The sequence below is a fragment of the Paenibacillus sp. FSL H7-0735 genome, from assembly GCF_038008505.1.
Classification (GTDB): domain Bacteria; phylum Bacillota; class Bacilli; order Paenibacillales; family Paenibacillaceae; genus Paenibacillus_AQ; species Paenibacillus_AQ odorifer.
Map to the genome: position 1 here is coordinate 5,138,279 of NZ_JBBOZH010000001.1, position 15,233 is coordinate 5,153,511.

20 protein-coding genes are annotated in these 15,233 nt (G+C 47.7%); 1 reads left to right on the forward strand and 19 read right to left on the reverse strand.

Features of this window, described 5'->3' with window-relative positions:
• Positions 1–91: 91 nt before the first annotated feature.
• From NSS82_RS23430 to NSS82_RS23520, 19 genes are all read right to left on the reverse strand, one after another.
• A complete protein-coding gene (locus NSS82_RS23430; RefSeq protein ID WP_076273507.1) occupies positions 92–1,039 on the reverse strand; it encodes a polyprenyl synthetase family protein in 948 nt (315 codons plus the stop codon).
• Complete coding sequence (gene xseB, locus NSS82_RS23435; protein WP_036682818.1) at positions 1,026–1,283, reverse strand: exodeoxyribonuclease VII small subunit; 258 nt, start codon at positions 1,281–1,283, stop codon at positions 1,026–1,028. Before xseB ends, NSS82_RS23430 begins: the two co-directional genes overlap by 14 nt.
• Positions 1,261–2,640 (reverse strand): exodeoxyribonuclease VII large subunit, encoded by a 1,380-nt coding sequence (xseA, locus tag NSS82_RS23440; RefSeq protein ID WP_038572529.1) that lies wholly within the window; start codon positions 2,638–2,640, stop codon positions 1,261–1,263. Before xseA ends, xseB begins: the two co-directional genes overlap by 23 nt.
• 11 nt (positions 2,641–2,651) lie before the next feature.
• Complete coding sequence (folD, locus tag NSS82_RS23445) at positions 2,652–3,509, reverse strand: bifunctional methylenetetrahydrofolate dehydrogenase/methenyltetrahydrofolate cyclohydrolase FolD (protein WP_036682821.1); 858 nt, start codon at positions 3,507–3,509, stop codon at positions 2,652–2,654.
• A gap of 42 nt (positions 3,510–3,551) precedes the next feature.
• Positions 3,552–4,004 carry a transcription antitermination factor NusB gene (gene nusB / locus NSS82_RS23450; RefSeq protein ID WP_036682824.1) on the reverse strand — a complete coding sequence of 151 codons (453 nt, stop codon included), beginning with the start codon at positions 4,002–4,004 and terminating at the stop codon, positions 3,552–3,554.
• A 257-nt stretch (positions 4,005–4,261) separates the two neighbouring features.
• Positions 4,262–4,495 (reverse strand): DUF2273 domain-containing protein, encoded by a 234-nt coding sequence (locus tag NSS82_RS23455; protein ID WP_036682825.1) that lies wholly within the window; start codon positions 4,493–4,495, stop codon positions 4,262–4,264.
• Positions 4,496–4,510: 15 nt separating this feature from the next.
• Positions 4,511–5,050: an alkaline shock response membrane anchor protein AmaP gene (amaP, locus tag NSS82_RS23460; protein ID WP_036682827.1), complete on the reverse strand. Its 540-nt coding sequence runs from the start codon at positions 5,048–5,050 to the stop codon at positions 4,511–4,513.
• 74 nt (positions 5,051–5,124) lie between these two features.
• Positions 5,125–5,541 carry an Asp23/Gls24 family envelope stress response protein gene (locus NSS82_RS23465; protein WP_036682829.1) on the reverse strand — a complete coding sequence of 139 codons (417 nt, stop codon included), beginning with the start codon at positions 5,539–5,541 and terminating at the stop codon, positions 5,125–5,127.
• Between the two features lie 115 nt (positions 5,542–5,656).
• A complete protein-coding gene (gene accC / locus NSS82_RS23470) occupies positions 5,657–7,000 on the reverse strand; it encodes an acetyl-CoA carboxylase biotin carboxylase subunit (protein WP_038572530.1) in 1,344 nt (447 codons plus the stop codon).
• 54 nt (positions 7,001–7,054) lie between these two features.
• Positions 7,055–7,564: an acetyl-CoA carboxylase biotin carboxyl carrier protein gene (accB, locus tag NSS82_RS23475; RefSeq protein ID WP_036682835.1), complete on the reverse strand. Its 510-nt coding sequence runs from the start codon at positions 7,562–7,564 to the stop codon at positions 7,055–7,057.
• Positions 7,565–7,711: 147 nt separating this feature from the next.
• Complete coding sequence (locus tag NSS82_RS23480) at positions 7,712–8,629, reverse strand: SpoIIIAH-like family protein (RefSeq protein WP_036682837.1); 918 nt, start codon at positions 8,627–8,629, stop codon at positions 7,712–7,714.
• Positions 8,630–8,696: 67 nt separating this feature from the next.
• A complete protein-coding gene (spoIIIAG, locus tag NSS82_RS23485; RefSeq protein ID WP_036682839.1) occupies positions 8,697–9,341 on the reverse strand; it encodes a stage III sporulation protein AG in 645 nt (214 codons plus the stop codon).
• A gap of 43 nt (positions 9,342–9,384) precedes the next feature.
• The gene (gene spoIIIAF, locus NSS82_RS23490; RefSeq protein ID WP_038572534.1) at positions 9,385–10,161 is read right to left on the reverse strand and encodes a stage III sporulation protein AF; all 777 of its coding nucleotides are present in this window, start codon (positions 10,159–10,161) and stop codon (positions 9,385–9,387) included.
• A gap of 27 nt (positions 10,162–10,188) precedes the next feature.
• A complete protein-coding gene (gene spoIIIAE / locus NSS82_RS23495; protein WP_076098641.1) occupies positions 10,189–11,421 on the reverse strand; it encodes a stage III sporulation protein AE in 1,233 nt (410 codons plus the stop codon).
• 44 nt (positions 11,422–11,465) lie between these two features.
• A complete protein-coding gene (gene spoIIIAD / locus NSS82_RS23500) occupies positions 11,466–11,855 on the reverse strand; it encodes a stage III sporulation protein AD (protein ID WP_036682847.1) in 390 nt (129 codons plus the stop codon).
• Positions 11,856–11,862: 7 nt separating this feature from the next.
• Positions 11,863–12,066 carry a stage III sporulation protein AC gene (gene spoIIIAC / locus NSS82_RS23505; protein ID WP_036682849.1) on the reverse strand — a complete coding sequence of 68 codons (204 nt, stop codon included), beginning with the start codon at positions 12,064–12,066 and terminating at the stop codon, positions 11,863–11,865.
• A gap of 13 nt (positions 12,067–12,079) precedes the next feature.
• Positions 12,080–12,598 carry a stage III sporulation protein SpoIIIAB gene (gene spoIIIAB, locus NSS82_RS23510; RefSeq protein WP_076104383.1) on the reverse strand — a complete coding sequence of 173 codons (519 nt, stop codon included), beginning with the start codon at positions 12,596–12,598 and terminating at the stop codon, positions 12,080–12,082.
• Positions 12,591–13,592 (reverse strand): stage III sporulation protein AA, encoded by a 1,002-nt coding sequence (gene spoIIIAA, locus NSS82_RS23515; RefSeq protein ID WP_076273506.1) that lies wholly within the window; start codon positions 13,590–13,592, stop codon positions 12,591–12,593. The genes spoIIIAB and spoIIIAA overlap by 8 nt, the downstream gene beginning before the upstream one ends.
• Before the next feature lie 82 nt (positions 13,593–13,674).
• Positions 13,675–13,938, reverse strand: coding sequence for a YqhV family protein (locus NSS82_RS23520; RefSeq protein WP_371915730.1), 264 nt, complete (start codon positions 13,936–13,938; stop codon positions 13,675–13,677).
• A gap of 302 nt (positions 13,939–14,240) precedes the next feature.
• Here NSS82_RS23520 and NSS82_RS23525 point away from each other — a divergent pair, with 302 nt between their 5' ends.
• Positions 14,241–15,107, forward strand: a complete 867-nt coding sequence (locus NSS82_RS23525; protein WP_081382367.1) for a YitT family protein — start codon at positions 14,241–14,243, stop codon at positions 15,105–15,107.
• Positions 15,108–15,233: the final 126 nt, after the last annotated feature.

Consider the following 15,233-nt stretch of genomic DNA (forward strand, 5'->3'; position numbering starts at 1 on the left):
CCCCGCTTTCCTAGATGTTGTAAAATATATAAAAACCATTATAACACAAACGAAACGGCTGTCGAAATACAGCCGCTTCGAAAGTTCATACTTAGTGATCACGTGCCATTAAATAATCTGCAATTTCCAGCAGGCGCTGGTTGTCGTAAAAACCGCCATTCAGCACAGCATTTTGAGCTGCTTCTGTAAGCTGCTTCACCTCAGCACGAGATTCCTCTAACCCAATAAAATAAGGGTAGGTTACCTTCTGCTGTTTGATATCGCTGCCTGTTTTTTTACCAAGCTTGCCTTCATCTCCAACCAAATCAAGAATATCATCCTGAATTTGAAAAGCGAGTCCGATGCTTGTGCCAAAATCACGCAGAGCTTCAAGCTGCTTCTCTGTTGCCCCTGCGATACGTCCGCCGGCTAACAACGAAAAGATAATTAAATCTCCGGTTTTATGCAGATGAATATACTTCAGCTGTGCAAGATCTGTTAGTCCTTGCTCGCCTTCCATATCTGCTATCTGACCGCCGACCATGCCGCGTGGACCCGCCATTTCCGCCAGATCCTCCACTATGGATAAAACATTATCAGCAGGGATGCCAAATTTACGGGAGGCTTGTACCACACTGTAAAAAGCATGGGTCAAAAGCGCATCACCCGCAAGAATAGCTGACGCTTCACCAAAGACTTTATGATTCGTCAGCTTACCGCGCCGATAATCATCATTATCCATGGCAGGCAGATCATCATGAATCAACGAGTAGGTATGTACCATCTCAATAGCAGCAGCAACAGGCAAGGCTGCTTCACGGCTGCCTCCCAGTGATTCACAAGCAGCGATCACAAGCAGCGGCCGGAGGCGTTTGCCCCCTGCCATTAGCGAATACTTCATCGCTTGCTGTAAATTTTCTGGAACCGTCCATGCTGCGGGAAGAATAGTCTCAAGCTCCTGTGAGAGCAAATCACTTATCGATGCGATGTAATCCTCCAGCGGCTGCCGCATGCTTTCACTTGCGGACCTTCCCTCCAGATCATTCTCAAAGCGATTCATCGGCGTCCCCTTCCAGACGTGCACCAAACGGCTTTTTGCGCAGTTCTCCGTCCTCTTGGGTAATCATTTCGATCTTACGCTCTACTTGTTCCAGCTTGCTGCCGCAAAGCTGCGACAGCTTCATTCCCTGCTGAAATAAATCGATGGCCTTCTCCAGAGGAACGTCGCCGTGTTCAAGCTCACGAACGATTTCCTCCAGTCGGTCCATAGCGCCTTCAAAATCAAGTTCCGCTTCCTTCGTCATCGTCTTTGCCATCCTCCTTCATCCCCCATACTTGGCAGTTCAGCTGTCCGTCATTCATCTTTATCACCACAAGATCGCCAAGCTGCACTTCGGTCAGCGATTTGATTAAATGTTCTTCCGCCTCGTCATACACTAAGCTGTAGCCGCGCGACATTACTTTTAGCGGGCTCAGCGCATCCAGGTGACGAATCTCTGCCACATAGCGAGATCGCTTCTCCTGCAAACGAGCCTGCATAGCGCCCATTAACTCACGGCGCATGCTGTCCGTGCGCTGACGCGCTGCGGCAACACTGTCGCGCGGATGGAACCGCTGCAGACTGTGATGCAGCACCGCCTTACGCTCGCGGGAACGGCTGAGCCGTGCATCCGCTGAGCGCTGGAGCCGCTCACGCAGCATGTCCAGCCGCTGTGTGTGCTGAATCAGCGTCCGGCGCGGGCCTGCCAGCGCCAGCGAGCGCTGCAGCACCGAGTGGCGCTCGCGTCCACGCTGGGCGCGTTGTTGCAGCGCTTGGCGCAGCCGCTGCTGCAGCTGGCGAAGCTGCGCAGCTAGCTCGCCGGCATGAGGCACGGCCAGCTCAGCGGCCGCTGTGGGCGTAGCCGCGCGGAGGTCGGCGGCGAAATCGGCAATCGTGAAATCGGTCTCGTGGCCGACGGCCGAGATGACCGGAATCCTTGATGCCGATATCGCTCGTGCGACTTCCTCCTCGTTGAACGCCCACAGCTCCTCCAGCGAACCGCCGCCGCGGCCGACGATAAGCACGTCGGCTTCACCCATGGCGTTCAGCGCGCCAATCGCCTTCACTATCGAAGGCGCAGCGCCTTTGCCTTGCACCAGTACGGGATAGATTACAATAGCTACCTGCGGAAACCGCCGCTGAAGCGTAATCACAATATCTCGTACAGCTGCTCCTGTTGGGGATGTAATCACACCAATACACTTCGGGAACCGCGGCAACGAACGCTTGCGAGCTTCTGCAAAAAGGCCTTCTTTTTCAAGCTTGCTCTTCAGCTGCTCATAGGCCAGATATAAACTGCCAATCCCATCAGGCTGCATATGTGTGGCATAGAACTGGTATTGCCCATCCCGTTCATAAACGGTCACATTACCTCTGGCAATTACCCGAGCGCCTTCTTTCGGAATAAAAGGCAGCCGCTGGTTATGAGAAGCGAACATAATCGCTTTAATGCGGCTGCTCTCGTCCTTAAGTGTGAAATACATATGCCCGCTGCCATGATGTGTAAAGTTGGAAATCTCTCCGCGAATCCACACATCCGAAAGTAAATTATCCGAGTCTAGCTTCATGCGGATATAACGGTTGAGTTCTTTTATCGAATAAACCTGCCGCTCTGCCGCCATGAATCTTACCCCTATTCCAGGCCGTGACGGCGTTTAGCCGCAATCAGCGTGTTGCTCATCAGCATTGTAATAGTCATCGGTCCAACCCCGCCTGGAACAGGCGTGATGTATCCGGCAACTTCTTTTGCACTTTCATAATCAACGTCACCTGCGAGTTTACCGTTATCCAGACGGTTCATGCCCACATCGATGACAACAGCACCCGGCTTCACATAGGAAGCATCAATGAAATTAGCTCGTCCGATCGCTACAACCAAAATATCCGCTTGACGGCTAATCTCTTGCATATTAGCTGTACGGGAATGGCACATAGTTACGGTAGCATTTTCGCGTTGCAACAAGAGGGAAACTGGCTTTCCTACAATATTGCTACGACCAATTACAACGGCATGTTTACCTGCCATACCTGTTCCTGTACGTTTAATCAGTTCGATTACTCCTGCAGGAGTACATGGAAGAAGACTGTCGGCACCGATGACCAGGTTGCCTACATTGACAGGGTGAAAGCCGTCTACATCCTTTTCCACGGAGATTGCATCAATAACAGCCTTCTCCTCGATATGCTTAGGCAATGGGAGTTGAACCAGAATTCCGTCGATATCATCGCGTCCGTTTAGCTCTGCTACCAGTGCCAGAAGTTCTTCTTGAGAAGTGGATTCATCCAATTTATGCACTTCCGAATGGAATCCTAAGCTGATACAAGATTTCTCCTTATTGCGAACATAAACCTGAGATCCCGGGTCTTCACCTACTAGAATAACAGCCAAACCGGGCTTTACGCCGCGTTTCGCCAGTTCAGCAACCTCTTGGGCAATGCTAATACGAATTTCCTCGGATACTTGTTTACCACTGATGATTGCTGCTGTCATGTTAGTCTCTCCCCTTTTATATACTTTACTATGGTTTATAAATTAAGAATGGTCAGCTTTAATAGTATCTATCTCTTGGATCATCTTGCCGAGTACTCCGTTAACAAACTTCCCGGAATCATCCGTTCCAAAATGCTTGGCCAAATCGATCGCTTCATTCACCGCAACCTTCGCAGGCACATCATTAGCGAACACCATTTCATACGCTGCTAAACGTAGAATCTGACGATCCACACGTGACAGACGGCTCATTTGCCAGCCCTTCAGGTAATGTTCAAGTATATCGTCGATCGCTACCTTGTGCTCCCATACCCCATTCACATGCTCTACCACATAGTGTTTAAGCTGAATCTCGTCCGTGATTACACGTTCGGTTTCATTCTCTTCTGAAGCTTCCTCGAGCAGCATTTCTACGGCTTCCGCGCTTTCCACATCGTTCATTTCCATCTGATACAGGCTTTGGACAATAATCTCTCTAGCTATACGTCTTTTCATGTGTTCCTCCTAAAATCTTATATCGCATTAAAATATTCACTTGTACTGCAACAACGTCTACGACCTAAATATCGCTTCACACTTATTCATTCTTTCCCTAATCCTGTGAGGATTATTGCACAAAGCGAAGATACCTTCAGAGGAAGCTCGCAAATATACCTATCCCTTGTCGCAAAAAAACCGCAATGCCTTTCTTCCGGGGGCAACGGACAACACAAACTTACGGTTTCCTGCTCCGGGAAAAAGACTATCGCGGTTCACTTAAAGGGACGCCAGCGTCCGGATAATCGCGAAACCAACTCCTGCCATTGAAACAGGGGCGCTTGCGCGGTATCCTTTCTTTTGCCGAGCGTATATCCGATGAACACTACCAGTGCAAAGAACAGCATATCCCAAAAACCGCAAATTAAATAAATCAAACCCAGACCAATGCCGAAAGTCACTCCGGCGATTCTACCCCCGTGACTTTCCCATACTTCTTTCCAAGACATAAGGGAAACTCACCTCTATTCCACTCGACTTTTGAAGCTTGGAGACTGCGTGAGGTTAGCAATATATACAGACACATCAGCAACCGGAATGCCCGTTGTCTCCTGCACGAAATCATGCACCTGACGTTGTACTTCTGTCGTAAGCAGCGGTAATGAATGCTCACCGTCCACTACTGCACGAATTGTAATTTCAAGGCCAGCCTGAGAGACACGAATACGTGACTTGAGATCTCTGATTCCCTTCACTTTACCAGCAGCCTTAAGACTCAGATTCTCAATAGTTTCCATTGAAATCTGGATATCCCCATACTCTGTACGCTGATCGACCGAAGGCAATGAAGCGCGATCACGGCGCAGAGAGATGTAGAAAAATCGGATGCTCAGAAGGAACAAGACAACTGCTACTATTATTGCTGTAATATAAGCTGCTGGTCCATTCTCAATCTCCAAAGTTCTAGGAATCGCACCGCTTAAGAGGAGGATGGCAATAACAGATAGTATTCCGATACTTAAGCTGTAGACAAACAGCAAAAGTCTGTCCAAAATTTTTGCCACGAGTCTCATAACCTCCTTAAATTAGAGTAAACCCTCGACTTTGCTGTCGGGGGTTTATGGAAGAACGATGACTGCTATTTCACACGAAGAATCGTTTCAGCTTCTTCGTTCTTGTCTACAGTGTTGTTGTTCTTGAATTGCACATCATGAATATGCACATTCACTTCCACAACAGTCAGACCAGTCATAGTCTCGATGGAGCGCTTAACATTGCGTTGAATTTCAGCAGCCACTTCAGGAAGGCGATTGCCATATTCAATAATTACAGAAACATCCACCGCAGCTTCACGTTGTCCAACCTCTACTTTAACTCCTTTGGACAGATTCTTACGTCCAAGAAGTTCAACAATACCACCGGCGAAACCGCCGCTCATACCTGCTACACCTTTAACCTCAACGGTCGCCAGACCTGCAATAACCTCGATTACTTCAGGAGCAATCTGGATTTCACCGATTTCCGTCCGTTCGTATTCTGTCGGCAATGTACTCATTTTAGACTTCACACCTTTCAAGAAAGATTGTTCATGATTTCAAGCGTAAAGCACGTCTCTTATTAAACATACTATATCATTTGACGAACTTTATGACAAACAAACCGAAGTCGTCCTAAATTTCATACTCTTCAAGAAACTTAATGTCAAAGTTACCATCCAAAAATACAGGATGCTCCAACAGTTTCTGATGGAAAGGGATGGTAGTATGAATGCCTTCCACGGCGAATTCAGCCAAGGCGCGCTTCATCTTCGCAATCGCTTCCTGACGTGTAGGAGCCCATACAATCAGTTTTGCAATCATAGAATCATAGAAAGGGGAAATCGTATATCCTGGGTACGCCGCACTATCTACACGAACGCCAAGGCCTCCGGGTGGCAAATAAAAGCCGATTTTTCCTGGTGAAGGCATGAAATTACGCTCTGGATCTTCAGCATTTATACGGCATTCAATCGACCAGCCATTAATCACGATATCTTCCTGAGTGAATGACAGCGGATTGCCTTCTGCTACAGAAATCATTTCCTTAATCAAATCCACACCTGTAACCATTTCCGTTACTGGATGTTCGACCTGAATACGAGTATTCATCTCCATGAAGTAAAACTGTCCATCCGGTCCAAGCAGGAATTCAAGTGTTCCGGCTCCCGAATAATTCACGGCAAGCGCTGCTCGAACAGCTGCTTTACCCATTGCTTCACGAATTTCAGGTGTGAGCACTGAACAAGGTGCCTCTTCAATCAGCTTTTGGCGACGACGCTGCACGGAGCAGTCCCGTTCACCTAAGTGCACTACATTGCCATGTTTATCTGCAATAATCTGAATCTCCACATGCTTCATGCCTGTTAGGAATTTCTCCAGATATACACCAGCGTTACCAAACGCCTTTTGTGCTTCCTGTTGTGCAGCAGTGATCTGCTTCACCAAAGATTCCTCGTCCTCAGCAATCCGTATTCCCTTACCTCCGCCACCTGCAGTAGCCTTAACGATGATTGGGTAACCAATATCGCGGCCCAGCATGACAGCTTCCTCTACATCGCCTACAAGACCATCTGAGCCCGGGATAATCGGAACTCCAGCCAGTTTCATGGTTTCCTTCGCTACAGCCTTGTCACCCATACGGTTTATGGCATCTGGAGAAGGTCCTATGAAGATAATATTGCAAGATTCACAAATCTCTGCAAAATCCGCATTTTCAGCTAAAAATCCATAGCCAGGATGGATGGCATCACATTCCGTTAAGGTGGCTACACTCATAATATTTGTAAAGTTCAGATAGCTGTCCTTGGCCGGCATCGGACCGATGCAGTAAGCTTCATCAGCCAACCGGACATGCAGTGAATCCCGGTCGGGTTCCGAATAGACCGCGACGGTGGAAATGCCCAGTTCACGGCAGGCCCTAATAATGCGGACCGCGATTTCGCCGCGGTTGGCAATCAACACTTTTTGAATGTTCATGCGTTTCCTCCCAAAGTTTTGCGAAGCTTCCGCTCCTTAAGTAGTCTGCGGTATTTATTCCGGTTTAACCAAGAATAGTGGTTGACCATATTCTACAAGCTGACCGTTCTCAGCAAGTACAGACACGATTTCACCTTTGATCTCCGCTTCCAGCTCATTCATCAGTTTCATCGCCTCGATAATGCAAACCGTTGATTTTTCACTTACACGGTCTCCAACATTAACAAACGAAGGCGTTTCCGGAGAAGCGGCACTATAAAAGGTCCCCACCATTGGAGACACAATTTTATGTAGTTTGCCTTCATCAGCTGCTTGTGGCTGCTGCGCTGGAGGAACTTCACCAACTACCGGATAGGATACTTGCGGTACGCTCTGCGGCTGCGGGGCAGGCGTAAAGGGATAGGCAGCATAAGGAGTCGCCTGTACTGCTGTTCCATCAGCTTCAGGGCGATCCGGTTTGCGAATTGCAAGCTTCATTCCTTCGCTTTCGATCTCCAACTCATGTACAGAGGAGGTCTGGTCCAGCAATTTAATCAATTCCTTAATTTCGCTCAACTTGAACATATATCAGTTCACTCCTTCAGCTTTCTCTCGAAGCCACTTCTTAAGCGGACAAGATAACTTTATGTATTATATCACAATCGGTAAAAATGGAAAGAGCCCGGGGCAACCCGAGCTCTTTCGTCATTTTTCTTTTAATTTTACAGCTTATTATTGCTCGGAAACGTATTGTACACTAATTTTATCTTGAGACACGCTCAGTTCCTTCATTACGAGATCCACGATACTAACGGCTTGCTTTACATCCAGTTTGTCGCTGAGAACGACTACTTTGTAGCTGTCTCCAGCTTCTTCCTTTACAATCGCTTCTCCATATTTTTGTTGAAGCTGTTCTTCGATACCGGTAATTTTGGATTCTTTTTCTTCAAGATTGAGAAGTTGTTCTTGAGCGACTGCGTTATCAGCAGGTGTTTTATCCATGTCATTAATCAAAGCAAGCAAGTCTTGTTGGTTCTTAAGATTCTTTTGCTCACGTTCATAAAGGTAGTTAGTGAACATGCTGCTCGCCGATACACTTTGAGAAGCTACTTCATCGAGAATTTCTTTGTCATTTTTGGCTGGAGTCTTGGTGGTTGTATTTGCGGCTGTATCTTTAGCAGATGTATCTGTTTTCGCGGCATCTTTAGCAGCAGTGTCGGTTGTTGCCTTCTCTGAGTCACTGCTATTTGCGGCAGCTTTACTGCTATCGTCCTTAGCAGCTGTAGTTGTACTGTCGTCCGTTTTAGCAGTAGTAGTGCTATCATCCGTTTTAGCGGTAGCAGCACTGTCATCCGTTTTGGCGGCAGTAGCGCTGTCGTCCGTAGTAGCGGCGCCAGTAGTGCTATCTACAACGCCTTCATCAGCAACAACATCGCCTTGACTAACAACTTCGTTCACAACAACACCTTTGTCACCAACCGTTGGCAACGCTGCACCTGCTGTGTCTTTCAGGGAATCAACCTGCATTGTGCCAGCCGTGTCTTTTGGAATCGAAGCACCTGAGTCTTCAGTGAATAAATAGTATGCAGAGAGGACCACCATCAAGCTGAGCATAGAAACCAACCATATCGTTTGTCTTTTGCCGTTCATTCCATATTCCTCCTAAAATTTAATCTAGTGGCTGCTTCGGAAGCACTCACTTATTGACTTTCTCCTGCTACTCTTGTTTGCGTGGTACTACTGAAATGCGCTGGATCGGGACGTTCAAGCCTTTTTCTATAGCCTGCTCGACGAGTCCACGAACAACCTTGTTCTCTGCCCCTTTGGCAACTACCAGTACGCCGCGTACCTGAGGTTTAATCCGCTTCGTCACAATGGGTGTTTCGTCCCCTGATTGCGAGTAGGTTACGATTTCGCCATCCCTCGTATATTGTGTCGTATGACGTTTCCCCCCACTGGCATCCGTCTCTTCACTAAGCTGCTGGGAGTCATTCATATTACGCACCACGACAATTTCTTCTGTAGACTCCACTGTAACCATGATATCGACCGTACCGACGCCAACGATTTTCTCCAAAATCTCCTTCATCCGGTTCTCCATCGCTAGTTCGATGCTGTCGAACGAATTGGTTGTTGTGGTTGGATCACTCTGCACCAACGCCGTTTGTGAGGACTGATTCAGCGGCGGCTCGCGCCCTGTATTCTCGTTATCAATCCTCTTCACATTGACGAAGGAATTGAATAGCATGATCGCTGCGCCCAGCAGACCCAGAATGATCAGCCAGCGAAAGGTATGGCTTCTCTTCGGACTGCCGGCCCCACCCCCAGCCCACTGCTCAAGCTTTTTCAGCCAATTGCCCACTCCCATCCCTCCTAAAAATTATAGTTATTTAGAAACTGCAAGCTCATGATTTGACGTTACTAGCCACGCTGCCATCCACCTGAATGACTTTGGGATCCAAATCCCACTTCAGTTCCAGCAGCTTTACAATGGACTCCATTTCACTCGAGGACGCGCTGTCTTCCGCCACAGTTCCGTTCACTGCTTTATTAGGTTCATCTGATGATGTTGCTTCACTCTCTACGTTATCTGCCGGATTAGCGCCAATTTTAACTTCTACAGGTGCTACAGGAGTGATTGTAATGGGTGCTGTAGTCGCTGTGCTGGAAGCTCCGGAAGTACCCGGGGAGTTAGCCGATGTCTGAGGCATAGAGACCTTTACATTAGAAATGACAGGGACGTCTTCGTTACCGGTGCCGCCAGACTTCCCCATGCCCAGCGTTACGGTGACATTAACCCCGCGTTTGCCGGTCTCGCTGATAATCTGCTCTTTCATCTGACCCGCCACCTCTTCGGCAGCGAGCTGCAGACTCTGTTCCTGACGGCCTTGTGCAAGCTTTTGCCCATCTGCCAGAATCTGTTCCAAGGATGGGTCTCCCTTCCCTCCGCCAGTGAACAAACCGCCTTCTTTCTCTTGCTGTCCCATAGCGACACTCAGTTCGGAGATTGCATCACCTTTCAGGAGAGAGACAATAGGGCTGAGCATCGTGAGCAGGATTAGGAGACTTAGCACCAATCTTGCATAACGCTCCATGGATTTGCTTGGGAGCAGCAATTCAACAAATGACGCCAACAGCACAACCAGGATGATCTCCCGCAGCCAATCGCCCAACCAGCTCATGGTTTCCCTCCTAAAGGTTTTGTTGCTTCACCTCATCATTACGGTCAAGTTGCCCGCAGTCAGCATGATCGTAACCGCCATAAAAAACATTAAGGAAACAGCAGCCAAAGCAGCGAATACGTACACCATGCTTTTTCCAATCGTCTGGAGACAGACTACAATCGGTGTCTCTCCCAGCGGCTGCATCACAGCGGCGGCTATGTTGTAGATAAGGGCAAGCACCAGGATTTTGATTGCCGGAAAAGCACACAGGAACAATATGATAATGACACCCGATAACCCGATCGCATTCTTCACCAGCAGTGAAGCTGAGATTACTGTGTCTGTGGCATCCGCGAACATTTTGCCGATGACCGGAACAAAATTCCCTGTAATATATTTGGCGGCCCGAATGGTGACCCCATCCGTTACTGAGCTTGTTATCCCTCGAACGGAAATTACACCTAGAAACACAGTTAGCAGTACACCTAACAGTCCAGCACCGATGTTTCGCAGCAGGTTAGCCAGCTGGGTTAGTTTATATTTCTCCGACAATGCGCTGACCAGATGCAGCACAGCCGAGAAGAACAGAAGCGGAAAAACAAGGCTGTGGATCATGGTGCCAACCGTATGAATCATAAAAACAATTAACGGATGGGTGACAGAGACCGTAACGATATTCCCCATCGAAGCCAGCAGCGCGAACAGCAGTGGAATCATCGCCATCATGAAATCGATCATCCGGTCGATAGCATCCTTTGCATAACCAATAGCGATATTGAAGCTGTTCACGGCAATTACCAGCACCACCATATAACAGAGCGTATAAGCGACCTTACTGACCGTTTTTCGCTCAAAAGCGGTTTGCAGCGTCTCCAGAATCATGCTGAGTACACTGATCATCACAATCGTCACAAGCAGCTTACCGTTGTACAGCACCTCATGCCACATAAAGCCTAGAAGCCCAGATAACACACCCTTCAAGCTGAGCCCCTTATCTCCTGGAAGCAGCATGTCCATTAGCGTAGGTGTGGCCCCGTCCGGGAAAAAACCACCATAATCCTTCATCAGCTGATCCCAATACGACTCCACTTTATCTTTTGGCAAATTATTCACCTGGCTCTTGACCCACTGGTCTACCGGGGAAGAACTGCCGGATTCTGGTGTTGAGGAAGCTTGCACACTCTGAGCTGTACCTGCAAACCATAGAATGAAAAAGAATGGAAGCAGCAGCAGTATTATTTTTAGTTTTGGAGGACGGAAAACACTGCGCTCTTGCATAATTTCTCCTCCCGATTCGTTGCTCAGCTCTCTTTACGATTGCTTTAAGCAGGCAGTAGTTTCATGACGGTTTCGATAATGATGCTGATGATGGGTACGGCTAGTACCATAATTAGCACTTTGCCGGCGAGTTCTATTTTGGAAGCAATGGATTCCTGACCGGCATCTCGTACAATTTGTGCACCGAACTCCGCGATATAGGAAATGCCGATGATTTTGAAAACAGTCTTCAAATAAATCATTTCCATCCCCGATGACTCAGCCACCCGCTCCAGTGTAGAGAGGATCATTCCGATCTTGCCGATCAGAAACATAAAAATTAGAATTCCTGTTGTAGTAGCAAGAAGGAAGGCGAACATCGGTTTTTGTTCCTTCAGTACGAGAATCAATATGGTCGATATCAGCCCAATCCCAACAACTTGAATAATCTCCATAGCACGCCTATTGAAAAAGAAAGATCGTTTTTATTTCCTGCAGCAACCCGTCCAGCATACGAATCACCATGAACAGCACGACTACGAACCCGATCACGGTGACCCAATGTGCGAAATCCTCTTTTCCCATCTGTTTGAGCACCGTGTGTATCATGGCGATAATTATGCCAATGCCGGCAATTTGAAAAATCGCATTGACTTCAATATTCATTCCTGGCACCTCGCTAAAAGATCAAAATGACGATCAGTACTCCAAGCAGCAGACCCAGGCTTTTACTTAACTTTTCATATTTGCCTTGATCCTCTCTGGCCACCGACTCCTCCTGCTTCAATTGCTGCAATGCTAACGCGATATGAGTGCTCTGATTCGACCTATCGCTTGTGCCGAGAGTACAGCTGAGCTGGCGAAGAATCTCTCTTTCTGTCCCCTTCATAGCGGTAGACTTCCAATATGCTTCCATCGCCCGCTGGATGGCATCCTGGGCGCTTCTGTCATAGGGAGGGCTCATCTCCTCCGCTGTTTTGACAAACAACGATTTCAGCGGGTCCTTCGACTGATTCCCAATCCGCCGCATGGCTTCCGGCAGTGGGGTGAAGCCGTACATGATCTCTGTTTCCAACCGCTGTAGTGCTGCTATTAAACCTCTGATATGTCTGGGCCTGTCTGCATATTGACGAGCAAACTGGAGACCTGCAAGCGTACCAGCCACCACAATGAGCACAGCACCGAACAGCTTAAGCATGCAAATCACCACCTAGTCGATCCCCGGGAGAGATAAGCAGCATTCCTCTTTTCTGACCATCCAGAATGCGAAACGTGAGACCTGCTTCTGAACGATGGAGTATGACATATCTCTCGAACATCTTTTGTTCCAGCAGTCCTCCAAGACCCGGCCTACGAGCCAACTCTGTTACATCTTTTCCGTGAGCGGAAGCAATGACAGATATTCCGGCATGCAGTGCCTCGGTAACTGCTTCGGCATCTTCCGGACGCCCAATCTCATCCGCGATTAATACATCTGGCGATAGCGACCGGATCATCATCATCATGCCTTCTGCCTTGGGACACCCATCAAGAACGTCTGTCCGCGGACCCACGTCAAAGGCGGGAACACCACGCCGGCTGCCAGCAATTTCAGACCGTTCGTCAACAATTCCCACCTTCAGCCCCGGTCTATTCCCTTCGCGCTTGCCCAATTCCCCTAAGGAGATTTGTCTTGCGAGATCGCGGAGTAGGGTAGTCTTGCCATGTTGTGGAGGGGAGAGAATCAAGGTGTGCATCATTCGCTGCCGCCCCTTGTCCAGTAAATAAGGCAGCACTCCATCTGCGATTCCAGGTACTTCACGAGCAATACGGACATTAAAGCCAGTGATATCACGAAGATGCTCTACACCTCCGCCACTCAGTACTGTCCGACCAGCAAGTCCTATCCGATGACCGCCGGGAATCGTAATAAATCCTTTTCTCAGCTCTTCTTCCATCGTATATAGCGAATGGTTGCTGATCAGATCTAGCAGTCGATGAGTGTCTTCCCGATACGGCTTGTAAGCTTCTTCAGGCCTCTGCGTCAAACTGCCATTCACTCTTAGAAAGTGATATTTACCAGAGTAGTTAATTTCCAGCGGACGACCTTCACGGACACGAATCTCCTCCACCATTCCTAGCAGCGGAAGGGGAAGGCACTTTAACAGCGCTCTTACTTTTTCAGGAAACAATTGCAGCCAGTCATCTGCCATACAAAGTACCCCCAAGCTGTCCTCTACTTAATTGCTTTATTCCATATTTATGCTTGTACGCGCCTAATATGCCTATCATCTATCATTTTTTCAAAATCCCGATTAAGAGAAAGGCTACACCGCAGCCCACCCAGCCTAATTTGCTCCATGACAGCTGCTGTGCCATCCCAGTCAGGCCAATAGCTGTCGTCAATATCAATATGGTCGGGCCTACCAAAGCCAGTCCAGAATTGACAGCCAGCGCCTTATCGACCTGATTTAATCTGAGCATTATCAGCGCAGCTATAATCTCTGCACTGCCCGAGAACAACCGCAGAGTCGCCATCCAGCTTACATACTTGTCCAATCTACTCCACTCCTTTTACTAATTCATTCATACCAAAAGACATCTGAGGCTTGTTTAGCTTTCTATTATTCATGGATATGCGTGGCTTTTTCACTTTAGACAATGAGAAATGACAGATTTACAGATCAGACTGTGAAAGAATTCATAGTGAGTGGGTTCATAAATAAATATAATCAGTACGATAAAATAATTTTTACGAACGCCTTCATCTGTGGTATCCTTTTTAATTGGAAATATAGTGAGTTTATATTTTCAAAAAAAGGCAAACTAAAAAGACATAAGAAAAAGAGGGGATTTGTGTCATGCACGTTCGAAATTACGGGCTACCGCTCAGCATGCGGTCCGTAGTCAGACCAGTAAGAGAAGCGGCAATCATTATTTTTTCAGCTTTTTTAGTCGCCGCAGGGATGAGATTATTTCTAATTCCTCATCAACTGCTAAGCGGCGGGGTAGCGGGGGTGGCTTCAGTCATCGGGTATGTAACTAATCCGAAGTACATCTCAATCATTTATTTTGCGATAAACCTTCCTGTTCTGATCTGGGGATTTATTGCAGTGGGGAAAAAATACATCTTACTAAGCATGCTTTCCGTTTTAGCTACCACCTGGTTCATGACAATTATTCCTGCGGTGAAAGTGACCAAAGACCCGATTTTGGCTAGTATTTTTGGCGGCGTAATTATTGCTGGCGGGGTTGGATTTTCTCTCCGTGCCGGGGGCTCATCTGGAGGATTTGATATATTAGGCTCGATTATTACACGCAAGCGGGATATTCCTATTGGGAATGTACTCTTCGTAATGGATGGGATCGTTATTCTGAGTTTAGGCTTCTTTAAAAGCTGGGACTCAGCCTTATACGCTATGCTCTGTATTTTTGTGAAAAGCAGAGTGGTTGATATGATTCATATTCGTCATGTCAAGCTAACCTGCTTCATTGTTACCAAGGAACGGGATAAAATGCTGAATCGTCTTAGAGAGCTGCCTCATGGCATCACAGTAGTCAACGCAGAGGGCGGTTACAGTCACGAGGGCAATACAATGCTGATGACCGTAACGACCCGCTATGAGCTGTCAGAGCTGCGTAAGACTATCCTTGAGACGGATCCAAGCTCTTTCGTCAATGTACTTGAGACTGTTGAAATTCTAGGCCGATTTAGACGTTTAGGATAAATACCCATATAGATGTAAAAAGGAACGCTGCATTCAAACCTGCAGCGTTCCTTTTCATTTATAGCTGATGCCCAAAAAGGAGACCCCGTAGCTAAGTAGCTGTAGGATCTCCCTTTTTATTGATTA